At 71.7% G+C, this 12,979-nt stretch carries 10 protein-coding genes; 5 read left to right on the top strand and 5 right to left on the bottom strand.

Going from position 1 to position 12,979, the window contains the following annotated elements; all coding sequences use genetic code 11:
* The first annotated feature begins 473 nt into the window (after nt 1-473).
* Nucleotides 474-1,067 carry an isopentenyl-diphosphate Delta-isomerase gene (gene idi, locus HUT18_RS31305; protein WP_176103873.1) on the top strand — a complete coding sequence of 198 codons (594 nt, stop codon included), beginning with the start codon at nt 474-476 and terminating at the stop codon, nt 1,065-1,067.
* 34 nt (nt 1,068-1,101) lie between these two features.
* On the opposite strand, the gene HUT18_RS31300 is transcribed toward idi, so the two are convergent.
* A complete protein-coding gene (locus HUT18_RS31300) occupies nt 1,102-1,611 on the bottom strand; it encodes an ATP-binding protein (RefSeq protein ID WP_176103872.1) in 510 nt (169 codons plus the stop codon).
* 291 nt (nt 1,612-1,902) lie between these two features.
* Here HUT18_RS31300 and HUT18_RS31295 point away from each other — a divergent pair, with 291 nt between their 5' ends.
* The gene (locus HUT18_RS31295) at nt 1,903-2,661 is read left to right on the top strand and encodes an enoyl-CoA hydratase/isomerase family protein (RefSeq protein WP_176103871.1); all 759 of its coding nucleotides are present in this window, start codon (nt 1,903-1,905) and stop codon (nt 2,659-2,661) included.
* Nucleotides 2,662-2,728: 67 nt separating this feature from the next.
* On the opposite strand, the gene HUT18_RS31290 is transcribed toward HUT18_RS31295, so the two are convergent.
* Together HUT18_RS31290 and HUT18_RS31285 are read right to left on the bottom strand one after the other, a co-directional pair.
* On the bottom strand, nt 2,729-3,361 hold the full coding sequence (locus HUT18_RS31290) for a DJ-1/PfpI family protein (protein ID WP_176103870.1): 633 nt from the start codon (nt 3,359-3,361) through the stop codon (nt 2,729-2,731).
* Nucleotides 3,362-3,573: 212 nt separating this feature from the next.
* Nucleotides 3,574-4,596: a GlxA family transcriptional regulator gene (locus HUT18_RS31285; RefSeq protein ID WP_176103869.1), complete on the bottom strand. Its 1,023-nt coding sequence runs from the start codon at nt 4,594-4,596 to the stop codon at nt 3,574-3,576.
* Between the two features lie 194 nt (nt 4,597-4,790).
* On the opposite strand from HUT18_RS31285, the gene HUT18_RS31280 reads away from it, so the two are divergent.
* On the top strand, nt 4,791-5,660 hold the full coding sequence (locus tag HUT18_RS31280; protein ID WP_176103868.1) for a hypothetical protein: 870 nt from the start codon (nt 4,791-4,793) through the stop codon (nt 5,658-5,660).
* 179 nt (nt 5,661-5,839) lie between these two features.
* A complete protein-coding gene (locus tag HUT18_RS31275) occupies nt 5,840-8,305 on the top strand; it encodes a Tex family protein (protein ID WP_176103867.1) in 2,466 nt (821 codons plus the stop codon).
* Between the two features lie 188 nt (nt 8,306-8,493).
* Here HUT18_RS31275 and HUT18_RS31270 read toward each other — a convergent pair whose 3' ends face one another.
* A complete protein-coding gene (locus HUT18_RS31270; RefSeq protein WP_176103866.1) occupies nt 8,494-10,131 on the bottom strand; it encodes an ABC-F family ATP-binding cassette domain-containing protein in 1,638 nt (545 codons plus the stop codon).
* 113 nt (nt 10,132-10,244) lie between these two features.
* On the opposite strand from HUT18_RS31270, the gene HUT18_RS31265 reads away from it, so the two are divergent.
* On the top strand, nt 10,245-11,195 hold the full coding sequence (locus HUT18_RS31265; protein WP_176103865.1) for an FAD-dependent oxidoreductase: 951 nt from the start codon (nt 10,245-10,247) through the stop codon (nt 11,193-11,195).
* 73 nt (nt 11,196-11,268) lie between these two features.
* On the opposite strand, the gene HUT18_RS31260 is transcribed toward HUT18_RS31265, so the two are convergent.
* Complete coding sequence (locus HUT18_RS31260) at nt 11,269-12,966, bottom strand: BCCT family transporter (protein WP_254879121.1); 1,698 nt, start codon at nt 12,964-12,966, stop codon at nt 11,269-11,271.
* Nucleotides 12,967-12,979: the final 13 nt, after the last annotated feature.

Raw genomic sequence — 12,979 nt, 5'->3', positions numbered from 1 at the left:
CGACTTGCGGGCGCGTCCGGTGCATATGCGGTTGAAGCGAGGGGCGGACGCCTGACTCCTCAGGCTTCTGCCCGGGCCGCCCCAGGGGCGGCCTTCGCGCTGTCCGGCCCCATGTGCCGGACAACCGCCGGTTTCCTGTCCCTTTCCTGTGAAGCGCCCATCCTGTGAAGCTTCACCGACTGCTCCTGCGGGACTTCACTTCCTGTTCCGGTGCGGCTTCGCTCCCCGCGGGACTCCGCCCTTCCGGTGAGCCCTCGCGCGAGGAGCACGCGCCCCTGTCGGACGCCACCCTTACGGGACGTATCGCCTCGGTGACCCCCGGGCACGATCAGGAGACCGGTCGGCCATCCGGCCGGTCGTCCCAGTGCCGACGACTCGCGATCCCCCTGCGGGACATGCGAAATCCGCCGGAACCACCCGATGTCAGTGGGATACGGCAGACTTGGGGCGCGAAGAACGAGCGAAGGATGGGCATGCCGATCACACCTGCCACCGAGACGGACGGCGCACCCGGATCCACGACGGATCCGATCCTGCTTGAACTGGTCGACGAGGAGGGCAACACACTCGGCACCGCCGAGAAGCTCGCCGCCCATCAGGCTCCCGGCCAACTCCACCGCGCCTTCTCGGTGTTCCTCTTCGACGAGCAGGGGCGACTGCTGCTCCAGCGGCGCGCGCTCGGCAAGTACCACTCCCCCGGCGTGTGGTCCAACACCTGCTGCGGGCACCCGTACCCGGGCGAGGCCCCGTTCACGGCGGCGGCCCGCAGGACGCACGAGGAACTCGGCATCTCGCCCTCGCTGCTCGCCGAGGCGGGCACGGTCCGCTACAACCATCCGGACCCCGAATCGGGCCTGGTGGAGCAGGAGTTCAACCATCTCTTCGTCGGCATGGTGCAGTCGCCGCTCGAGCCGGACCCCGAGGAGATCGCCGACACCGCCTTCGTCACGGCCGCCGAGCTCGCCGAGCGGCACGCACGGGACACGTTCTCGGCCTGGTTCATGACGGTCCTCGACGCCGCGCGTCCCGCGGTACGGGAACTGACGGGCCCCGCCGCGGGCTGGTGAACCGGCGGCCGCCCGAGGGCGGCCGCGAAACGGTTCAGCTGGCGCCCAGCGTGGTCAGCGGCAGGGCGGCCCAGATGATCTTGCCGCCGCCCGCGGTGTGCTCCACGTCGCAGACGCCACCCGCCTCCCTGGTGACCTCCCGCACCAGCAGCAGACCGCGACCTCCGGTCTGCGCGTGGTCGGCCACCAGGGCGGTGGGCCGGTAGGGGTGGTTGTCCTCGACGGAGACGCGCACCCACTCGGCGCCCACGGCCACCTCGACGGCGAGCAGGGGCGAGAGCACCGCCGCATGCCGGACGGCGTTGGTGGCGAGTTCGGAGACGATCAGCAGCAGCCCCTGCACCACTTCGTCCGAGACCGGGACCTGCTGCCTGCGCAGCAGGTCACGTACCGCGTGCCGCGCCTTGGGCACCGAGGCCTCCTCGGCCTGTGCGGTGAATCGCCACACACCCTCGTAGGGCGGTGGTGCCCCCGCCGGTGCGCCCGCGGGCACCCGCGCACCCGCCCCCGGCCGCGGCAGCGTCCCCCACCCGCGGTCCTCCATCGTCCGGTCGCCACCCCTGTACTCGATTGTCGCCACAGTCAAAGTCTTGGGAACGGACCGGTCCATGCCGCGGGCATGACCACAAGTCGCCGAGTATCGACGCATTCTGACCGTTGCGGCCCGAGTGCGCCCCGGCACGGACCGGGTACCGCCCGACTTGTTCCGGATTCAATCGCACCCGCATAGGACGGATACGGCCAGGGCACGCGAAACCGCGCGAACCAGCACCGCGCCGGGCCTGTGACGGACGGCACCCCCGACAGAGATCAACCGCCGGTTACGATCCGCTGCATGGAGCCCCAGCTGCTGCACCGGGTCGCCGATTCGGTGGCCACCGTCGTCATTCACCACCCCGCCAAGCGCAACGCCATGACCGCGGGCATGTGGGCCTCGCTGCCGTCGCTCCTCGACCAACTCGCCGCCGACGACACGGTGCGCGCGCTGGTACTCACCGGCGAGGGCGAGACCTTCTGCGCGGGCGCCGACATCTCCACCCTCCGCGGCGAGGACGGCAGCCCGGCCGACGCCCAGCACCTCGCCGTACGGGCCGAAGAGGCGCTGGCGCACTTCCCGAAGCCGACGCTCGCCGCGATTCGTGGCTACTGCGTGGGCGGCGGAAGCCAGTTGGCCGCCGCCTGCGATCTGCGGTTCTGCGAGGACGGGTCACTGTTCGGGGTCACCCCGGCCAAGCTCGGCATCGTCTACCCGGCCTCGTCCACCGCGCGCCTGGTCTCACTGGTGGGCCCCGCCGCCGCCAAGTACCTGCTGTTCTCCGGTGAACTCGTCGACTCCGCCCGCGCCTTGCGCACCGGCCTGGTCGACGAGGTGCTCCCCGCCGGTGAACTCGACAAGCGGGTGGCCGAGTTCACCCGTACCCTCACCTCGCGCTCACTGCTCACACAGTCCGCGGCCAAGGAGTACGCGGCCGGACGGATCGACCGCGTGGACCACTGGTCCGCCGAGGTCGCGAGCAGCTCCGAGGCCGCCGAGGGCATCAGCGCCTTCCTGGAGCGGCGTGCCCCGCGCTTCGGCTGGACGGCCTCGGGCTGACCGGCCGGGGCGGCCCCCGACCTCGCCGCCCTCCCACTCCCCGCCTGACCGGACCACGCCGACCGCCTCACTGCGACGCGCCGCTCCGGGCACGCCACTGCGCGACGAGTTCGGCGGGTGCCTTCTCCGGGGAACCCGCGTCGTAGGGCGGCTGCGGGTCGTACTCGGTGAGCAGCTGGATGGACTGCGCCACCTCGTCGCCGGCCACCCGGCCCGCGAGCAGGAGGCCCATGTCGATGCCGGAGGAGACTCCGGCGGCGGTCACGTACTTGCCGTCGGTGACCACACGTCGGCCCGTCGCCCGCACGCCACGCGCGGTCAGTTCGTCGAGGGCGAGCCAGTGCGAGGTGGCGGTCCGGCCGGTCAGCAGTCCGGCGGCGGCCAGCAGGAGCGAGCCGGTGCATACCGAGGTGGTCCAGGTGCTGTGCGCGTCCACCTCGCGCAGCCAGTCCAGGAGGACCTGGTTGTCCATCTGGTCGGCCTGCCCCGGCCCGCCGGGAACCACCACGATGTCGGGCCGCGACACCTCCCGCAGGGTCCGGTCGGCGACGAGGGCGAGCTGACCGTCCTCGTTGCGGTACTCGCCGGTGCGCTCGGCGACGAAGACGGACTCCGTGTCCGGCAGCTTGGCCAGCATCTCGAACGGGCCGACGATGTCGAGCGAGGTGAATCCCGGGAAGAGAACGAAGGCGATCTGCATGGGAGATCCTTTCGGGCGTTGGGTGCGGTGCGGTTCTGTGGCGCGGTTCTGTTGCGCCGTTCTGTTGCGCCGTTCTGTGGCGCCGTTATGCGCTGAGATGTGATGCTTGATCCAGGGGACTGGGCAGCAAAAGGCTTACGTCCGGCGGCAGTTGAGGGCTGCGAGGACGGCGGGGTGGGCCCTGGGCGGGGGTTGGCGTGGCTAGCGGCGTCTCAGGCCGATGCAGATGCCGGAACGGCCTCGGTGCTCCGCTCCGGGCGGAAGCGGCGGCGGTACTCGAAGGGCGGTGCGCCCAGCGTTTTCACGAAGGCGCGGCGCATCGCCTCGGGCGTTCCGTAGCCGCAGTGCCGGGAGATCTCCTCCACGCCGTACGAGGAGTCCTCCAGGAGGCGGCGGGCCTGCTCGACCCGTACGCGCTCGACGTAGCGGCCGGGCGTCACGCCGGTCTCGGCCCGGAAGGCGCGGGCGAAGTGGCGCGGGGAGAGGTTCGCGCGGGCGGCGAGGGTCTCCACCGAGAGGTCGGCCGCCGGGTGCTCGGCGATCCAGTGCTGCACCTCCCGCAGCGGTTCGCTGTGTGCGGTCTGCGCGGCGAGCTGCACGCTGAACTGCGCCTGGTTTCCCGGCCGTCGGAGGAAGACCACCAGGTACCGGGCCACGGTCAGCGCGGTCTCGTGGCCGTAGTCCTCCTCGACCAGGGTCAGCGCCAGGTCGATCCCGGCGGTCACGCCCGCCGAGGTGGACACCTTTCCGTCGCGTACGAAGATCGGCTCGGGTTCGACGCGTACGGCCGGATGGTCACGGGCGAGGGTCGCGCAGTACGCCCAGTGCGTGGTGGCCCGGCGTCCGTCGAGCAGGCCGGTCGCGGCGAGCAGCAAGCTGCCGGTGCAGACCGAGACCAGCCGTTCGGCGCGCGGGCCGTGCTCGCGCAGCCAGTCGACCAGTACCGGGTCCGCGCGGTTGGCTCCGGGGCCGCCGGGGACCACCAGAGTGTGCGGCACCTCGGCGTCTTCGAGCGCGAGGTCCGGCATCAGGGTCAGCCCGCTGTCGGTCCTGATCGGAAGCCCGCCCGGCGAGGCGGTACGCAGCGGGTAGGCGCCGCTGTCCCTCAGGTGTCGGCCCGCCCCGCTGAAGACCTCGAACGGTCCGGTGAGGTCCAGGCTCTGCAGGCCGTCGAAGAGGACGAACAGGACGGGCCGGGGGTGAACGGCCCGACGGGCGCCGGGTGTTGCGGTCATGCCCGGAATTCTCGCGGGCCTGCCGGATGGCAGCAATGACGGGGGCCCCACTCTTCCTGCCACCGCCGCTGCCACGCGCATCCCCGGGCGGACGCGCCCCCTCGCCGCCCGCCGGTTCAAGAGTCGCGATCCGGTTCAAGAGTCGCGATGACACGCCCCTCGGCGACGTACCGACCGGTCAGTAGCATGAGGCCATGACGACTGCCGCCTTGCCCGACCGCGCCGCCCGCCGCTGCCACAACGTCCTCAACCCGCTGCACTCCACCCACTACTTCTCCCCCGAGCTGGCGTCGGAGCTGGCCGAGCTGGGAGTCGAGGACCGCAGTGCCGCGTACTTCGCCGTGCGGGCCGCCGCCCTCGGGCCGGTCGAGGCGCCGGTGGTCACGGCCACCTTCTACAACTTCCGCCCCGAGCTCGTGGCCCGGCACGTGCCCGCGGTCTGGCGGACGGCCTCCCCCGCGGCGGTACTCGACGCCCGGCTGCGCGCCGTGGACACGAGTCTGCGGCGCCTGCTCGGCGAGGAGATCATCGGCTCACCGGAGCTGGCGGAGGCCGCCGACCTCGCCCTGCACGCCGCCCAGGCCTGCGCCCCGCACGCGCGCCCGCTGTACGCGGCGCACGCGGCCCTGCCGGTGCCGGACGCTCCGCATCTGGCCCTCTGGCACGCCGCGACCCTGCTGCGCGAGCACCGCGGCGACGGTCATCTGGCGGCCCTGCTCGCCGCCGGCCTCGACCCGGTGGAAGCCCTGGTGACGCACACCGCGACCGGCAAGGGCATGACCCCCAAGTGGGTACTGGCCACCCGGGGTTGGACCGAGGCGGACTGGGACGCGGCCGCCGAACGACTGCGCGGACGCGGTCTCCTGGACGCCGACGGCGAGCCCACCCCCGAGGGCGTCGCCCACCGCAAGGAACTGGAGCTGGCCACCGACCGTCTCGATGTCGCACCGTACGAGCATCTCGGCGCGGACAAGGTGGCCCGACTGACCGAACTGGCCACCGGTTTCCTCACCACGGCCTTCCTCAACGGCGCCTTCCCGGACGACATGATCGGCAAGGGCTGAGCGCATCCGTACGGCGGTGCGGGGCTCTTGGGTGACCGGGTGACGGACGTCCCGCCGACGGTGCGCGCCCGCCGCCCGGTTCGCGGCGGCACGCTGCCGCGGCCGCCCTGTCCCCCGGATGTCGGTCCGGCCTGCCACAATTGCGGCGCAAGCTGAACCGGATAAGGCGGTACGGGATCGTGACCACAGCCCTCACAGGGTCCATCGAAGGCAGGATCGCCGAGGAACTCGGCGTGCGGGAGCGGCAGGTGAAGGCTGCCGTGGAACTGCTGGACGGCGGTTCGACGGTGCCGTTCATCGCCCGTTACCGCAAGGAAGCCACCGAGATGCTCGACGATGCGCAGCTGCGCACCCTCGAGGAGCGGCTGCGGTATCTGCGCGAACTGGAGGAGCGCCGGAGCGCGATCCTCGAATCGGTGCGCGAACAGGGCAAGCTGACCGAGGAGTTGGAGGCCCGGATCCGCGCCGCCGAGACCAAGGCGCGGCTGGAGGACATCTACCTTCCGTTCAAGCCGAAGCGGCGTACCAAGGCGCAGATCGCCCGTGAGGCCGGTCTCGAACCACTGGCCGAGGGCCTGCTCGGCGACCCCTCGGTGGAGCCGGCCGCGGCCGCCGCCGCCTTCGTCGACGCCGACAAGGGCGTGGCCGACGCGCAGGCGGCGCTCGACGGCGCCCGCGCGATCCTCACCGAGCGCTTCTCGGAGGACGCCGACCTCATCGGCGAGCTGCGCGAACGCATGTGGCAGCGCGGCCGTTTCGCGGCCAAGGTCCGGGAGGGCAAGGAGGAGGCGGGCGCGAAGTTCGCCGACTACTTCGACTTCGCCGAGGAGTTCACCCAGCTTCCCTCGCACCGGATCCTCGCCATGCTGCGCGGTGAGAAGGAGGAGATCCTCGACCTCGCCCTGGAGCCGGAGCCCGCCGACGCGGCGGAGGAGACCGGCCCCTCCTCGTACGAGGCGCTGGTGGCGGACCGGTTCGGCATCGCCGCCCAGGGACGGCCGGGCGACAAGTGGCTCCAGGACACGGTGCGCTGGGCCTGGCGCACCCGCATCCTGGTCCACCTGGGCATCGACCTGCGGCTGCGGCTGCGCACCACGGCCGAGGACGAGGCCGTACAGGTCTTCGCGGCCAACCTGCGCGACCTGCTGCTCGCCGCACCCGCGGGGACGCGCGCCACGCTCGGCCTCGACCCCGGTTTCCGTACCGGTGTGAAGGTCGCCATCGTCGACGCCACCGGCAAGGTCGTCGCCACGGACGTGATCCACCCGCACGTCCCGCAGAACAAGTGGGACGAGGCGATCGCGAAGCTGGCCCGGCTGGCCGCGGAGCACTCGGTCGAGCTGGTCGCGATCGGCAACGGCACCGCCTCCCGGGAGACGGACAAGCTCGCCGGTGAACTCATCACCAAGCACCCGGAGTTGAAGCTCACCAAGGTGATGGTCTCGGAGGCGGGCGCTTCGGTGTACTCCGCCTCGGCCTTCGCCTCGCAGGAACTGCCCGCCATGGACGTCTCGCTGCGCGGCGCCGTGTCCATCGCGCGCCGCCTTCAGGACCCGCTCGCCGAACTGGTCAAGATCGACCCCAAGTCGATCGGAGTCGGTCAGTACCAGCACGACCTGTCCGAGGTGAAGCTGTCCCGCTCCCTTGACGCGGTCGTCGAGGACTGTGTGAACGGCGTCGGCGTGGACGTCAACACCGCCTCCGCCCCGCTGCTCGCGCGGGTCTCCGGGATCGGTTCCGGGCTCGCCGAGAACATCGTGACGCACCGCGACTCCAACGGCCCGTTCCGCTCCCGCGCCGCCCTGAAGTCCGTGCCCCGGCTCGGCCCGAAGGCGTACGAGCAGTGCGCGGGGTTCCTGCGGATCCGGGGCGGCGACGATCCGCTGGACGCCTCCAGCGTGCACCCGGAGTCGTATCCGGTGGTGCGCAGGATGGGCGAGCGCGCCGGTGACGAGGTGGCCGCGCTGATCGGCAACACCGCGGTGCTGCGCTCGCTGAAGCCCGCGGACTTCGTCGACGACAGCTTCGGTCTGCCGACGGTCACCGACATCCTCAAGGAACTGGAGAAGCCCGGGCGCGACCCGCGGCCCGCGTTCCGTACGGCCACCTTCAAGGAGGGCGTCGAGAAGATCTCGGACCTGTCCTCCGGGATGGTCCTGGAGGGCGTGGTCACCAATGTCGCGGCCTTCGGCGCCTTCGTGGACATCGGTGTGCACCAGGACGGCCTGGTACACGTCTCGGCGATGTCGCGGACCTTCGTCAAGGACCCGCGGGACGTGGCCAAGCCCGGCGACATCGTCAAGGTGAAGGTCCTCGACGTGGACATCCCGCGCAAGCGGATCTCGCTGACGCTGCGCCTCGACGACGAGGCGGCGCCGCGCGGCGAGCGCTCCGAGCAGCGCGGCGACCGCGGACCGCGTGGCGGCGGGCGCCCGCCGCAGCAGCGCGGGGAGCGTGGGGAGCGCAACCAGCGCGGCGGCGGAGGTGGCGGCCAGCGCGGAGGCGGCGGCCAGGGCCAGCGCGGGGGCAACGGCGGCGGCCAGCGTGGTGGCGGAGGCGGCGGTGGCCGTCCGCAGGCCGCGCCCGCCAACAGCGCCATGGCGGACGCGCTGCGCCGGGCCGGTCTGGTCGACCCCAAGCGCTGAGCCTCCGTCCCGAGGACGGTGAGAACGGTGTGAAGGGCCGGGCGTCGCGAAGCGATGACGCCCGGCCCTTCGTTGTCCGGCTTCTCGAAGTCCGCTTTCTCGAAGCCTGTTCTCTCGAAGTCCGGCTCCTCGCTTCCCGGTCTCTTCTTCGAGGACCGGACAACCAAGGACCGGACCGTCCGCCCCGCTCAGACCTCCGTGATCTTCCCGTCCGCCACCTCGATACGCCGCGTGAGCTGTACGGCGTCGAGCATCCGGCGGTCGTGGGTGACGAGCAGGAGAGTGCCGCGGTAGGAGTCCAGGGCGGATTCGAGCTGTTCGATGGCGGGCAGGTCGAGGTGGTTGGTCGGCTCGTCGAGCACCAGCAGGTTGACGCCCCTGGCCTGGAGCAGGGCGAGCGCCGCACGCGTCCGCTCGCCGGGTGACAGGGAGGACGCCTGCCGCAGTACGTGGTCGGCGCCGAGCCCGAACTTGGCGAGCAGGGTGCGTACTTCGGCCGGGTCCTGGTCGGGCACCGTCTCCCGGAAGGCGTCGAGCAGCGGGGCGGGACCGTAGAAGAGCTGGCGCGCCTGGTCCACCTCGCCGACCACCACGGAGGCGCCCAGGGTGGCGTGACCCGCGTCGAGCGGGAGGCGCCCGAGCAGCGCGGCGAGCAGGGTGGACTTGCCCGCGCCGTTGGCTCCGGTTACCGCGATCCGGTCGGCCCAGTCGACCTGCAGGCTCACCGGACCGAACGCGAAGTCCCCACGGCGTACTTCGGCCTCGCGCAAGGTGGCCACCACGGCTCCGGAGCGAGGGGCGGAGGCGATGTGCATCCGCAGCTCCCACTCCTTGCGCGGTTCCTCGACGACGTCGAGCCGCTCGATCATGCGCTGGGTCTGCCGCGCCTTGGCCGCCTGCTTCTCGCTGGCCTCGGACCGGAACTTGCGCCCGAGCTTGTCGTTGTCGGTCGCCTTGCGCCGAGCGTTTTTCACACCCTTGTCCATCCATGACCGCTGCGTGTGCGCACGGTCCTGGAGGGCGGCCTTCTTGTCGGCGTACTCCTCGAACTCCTCGCGGGCGTGCAGCCGGGCGCGCTCGCGTTCTTCGAGGTAGGACTCGTAGCCACCGCCGTAGAGGTTGATCTGCCGCTGGGCGAGGTCGAGTTCGAGGACCTTGGTCACCGTGCGGGCGAGGAACTCGCGGTCGTGGCTGACCAGAACGGTCCCGGCGCGCAGCCCGGTGACGAAGCGTTCCAGGCGTTCGAGTCCATCCAGGTCGAGGTCGTTGGTGGGCTCGTCGAGGAGGAAGACGTCGTAGCGGGAGAGCAGCAGCGAGGCGAGCGAGGCCCGGGCGGCCTGGCCGCCGGAGAGCGAGGTCATCGGCTGTTCCAGGCTCACCGCGAGCCCGAGCGAGGCGGCCACTTCCGCCGACCGATCTTCCAGGTCGGCGCCGCCCAGGGCCAGCCAGCGCTCCAGGGCGTTCGCGTAGGCGTCGTCGGCGCCCGGCGCGGAGACCGCCAGCGCCTCGGCGGCCTCGTCCATCAGGCGCTGCGCTTCGGCCACTCCGGTACGGCGGGCCAGGAACCCCGCCACGCTCTCGCCCGGCCTGCGCTCGGGTTCCTGCGGCAGGTGCCCGACGGTGGCGGTGGGCGGCGAGAGGCCGATCCGGCCCTCCTGGGGGGCGTCCAGTCCGGCGAGCAGCCTCAACAGGGTTGATTTGCCCGCCCCGTTGGCGCCGACGAGACCGATCACCTCGCCGGGTGCCACGACCAGGTCGAGACCGGCGAAGAGCGAGCGGTCGCCGTGCCCGGCGGCCAGTTCCTTGGCAACGAGAGTCGCAGTCATCAGCTGGCCATCCTAACGAGGTCGCGGGGCCCCCTGGTCCGGCGACCGGCCCCACGCCGAAGGCGCGCGTACGCGAAGGTCCGGCGGGCGCCGCCCACCCGTACGATCCCCGGATGGACACTGAGGTCGTCGTCGTGGGCAGCGGAGTCATCGGGCTGACCACCGCCCTCACTCTCGCCCGGCGCGGATACCGCGTGCGCGTCTGGACCAGAGAACCGGCCGAGGAGACCACCTCCGCCGTGGCCGGTGCCCTGTGGTGGCCGTACCGCATCGAACCCGAGGAGCGGGCCGGTCCCTGGTCGTTGGAGTCGCTGGCGGAGTATGTGCGGCTGGCCGGGCGGCCTGAGGAGACCGGTGTACGGATGGTGCCCGGTGTGCACGAGGGCGTGCGGCCCGGGGCGCTGGGCGCATGGTCGCGCGAGGTGCCCGGACTGCGGGCCGCGCGCGAGGAGGAGTGTCCGGGCGGCGGACTGTGGGCGCGGCTGCCGCTCGTCGACATGCCGGTGCATCTGCGGTGGCTGACCGATCGTCTCGCCGAGGCGGGTGGCACCGTCGAGCGGCGCGAGGTGCGGGCGCTCGACGAGGCGAGCGCCCGGGCGCCGGTGGTGGTCAACTGCACGGGACTCGGCGCCCGCTCGCTCGTACCGGATCCCTCGGTGCGGCCGGTGCGGGGGCAGTTGGTCCTGGTGGAGAACCCGGGCATCGACACCTGGTACGTGGCGACCGAGGGCCACTCCGCGGCGCCGGCGTACTTCTTCCCGCACCCGGACCGGCTGGTGCTCGGCGGCACCGCGGAGGAGGACGCCTGGTCCACCGAGCCCGACCCGGCCATCGCGGCGGCGATCGTACGGCGCTGCGCCCGGGTGCGGCCGGAGATCGCCGGGGCCCGGATCCTCGGGCACCGGGTGGGACTGCGGCCCGCGCGGAGCGCCGTACGCATCGAGGCCGAGCGGCGGGCGGACGGCTCGCTCCTGGTGCATCACTACGGGCACGGCGGCGCCGGGGTGACCGTCGCCTGGGGCTGTGCGCGGGAGGCGGCGGATCTGGTGACGGACGCCGGGTGAACGACGGTGCCCGCCATGCTCGGGAGCGGGGCGGGCACCGGTGTTCGTACGGGTCGTACGGGATCGTGCGGGGTCAGACCTTGTCGACCGCGTCCTTCACGGTCTCGGTGCCGTGGCCGGGACCGATCGGGTCGCCCTCGACCTGCGGTCCGGAACCGGGGCCGACCCGGATCTCGAACTCGCCGTCGTACTTGGTGTGCCCCTGGACCACGGCCGCGCCGACCGCCTCCATGCCCATCTTGCCGCGCACGATCAGCGGGTCGCGCCGCAGATCGCGCATGAGCGCGACGCACATCCCGATCATCACCAGGACGAACGGCGCCGCCGCGAGAATCGTCAGATTCTGCAGGCCTTGCAGGGCATCGCCCTGACCGTCGCCGATCAGCAGCATGATCGCGGCGACCGCGCCGGTCACCACACCCCAGAACACCACGACCATCCGGCCGGGTTCCAGGGCGCCCTTCTGGGAGAGGGTGCCCATCACGATCGAGGCGGCGTCGGCTCCGGAGACGAAGAAGATACCGACGAGGACCATCACCAGGAGGCTGCTCACGGTGGCGATCGGGAACTGCTCGAGCACGTCGAAGAGCTGGCCCTCGGGCGTGGTGGCGTCGGCGAGTTCGCCGCGCTCCTGGAGCTTCATCGCGGTGCTGCCGAAGATGGCGAACCAGACCAGGCTGACCGTGCTGGGCACCAGGATCACGCCGCCGACGAACTGCCGGATGGTGCGGCCCCGGCTGATCCTCGCGATGAACATGCCGACGAACGGCGTCCAGGAGATCCACCAGGCCCAGTAGAAGACCGTCCAGCTGCCCAGCCAGTCGGCGACGTCCTTGCCACCGGTGGCGTCGGTGCGCCCGGCCAGCTCGGGCAGGTCACCGAGGTAGGAAAAGACGGAGGTCGGCAGCATGTCGAGCACGATGATGGTCGGCCCGGCGATGAACACGAAGAGGGCCAGGATGAGCGCGAGCACCATGTTGGTGTTCGACAGCCACTGGATGCCCTTCTCCACACCGGAGACGGCGGAGAGCACGAAGGCCGCGGTGAGCACCGCGATGATCAGCACGAGCAGGCCCGTACCGACGTCGCTCTTCCAGTCCAGAACCTCTATGCCGGAGCCGATCTGCAGGGCGCCGAGGCCCAGCGAGGCGGCCGAGCCGAAGAGGGTGGCGAAGATGGCGAGGATGTCGATGACCCGCCCGGCCGCGCCGTTGGCGTGGCGCTCGCCGATCAGCGGGGCGAACACCGCGCTGATGGTCTGGCGGCGCCGCCGCCGGAAGGTGCTGTAGGCGATGGCGAGTCCGGCCACCGCGTAGATCGCCCAGGGGTGCAGCGTCCAGTGGAAGAGCGTGGTGGCCATCGACGTCTGCATCTTGTCCGCCGAGGTGGCCGGATCGGTGCCCGGTGGCGGGGAGTTGTAGTGCGACAGCGGTTCGCTCACGCCGTAGAACATCAGGCCGATGCCCATGCCCGCGCTGAACATCATCGCGACCCAGGACACGGTACGGAACTCGGGCTGTTCGCCCTCCTTGCCGAGCCGGATCCTGCCGTAGCGGCTGGCCGCGAGCCAGAGCGCGAAGACGACGAAGCAGGAGGCGACGAGCATGAATGCCCAACCGCCGTTCTTCACCAGGCCGTCGAGCATCTTCCCGGAGACGCTCTCCAGGTTGTCGGTGGCGAGCCAGCCCCACACCACGAAGCCGAGGGTCAGTACCGCCGAGACACCGAAGACGATCCGGTCGGTGACCGGGCGTCCCTGGGCGGGTGTCAGGGGGTCACCACGG

The sequence above is a fragment of the Streptomyces sp. NA04227 genome (assembly GCF_013364195.1).
In the GTDB taxonomy this organism is placed as follows: Bacteria; Actinomycetota; Actinomycetes; order Streptomycetales; family Streptomycetaceae; genus Streptomyces.
Note: the sequence above shows the minus strand (reverse complement) of the source record. Positions and strands in the feature narration are given on the sequence as shown.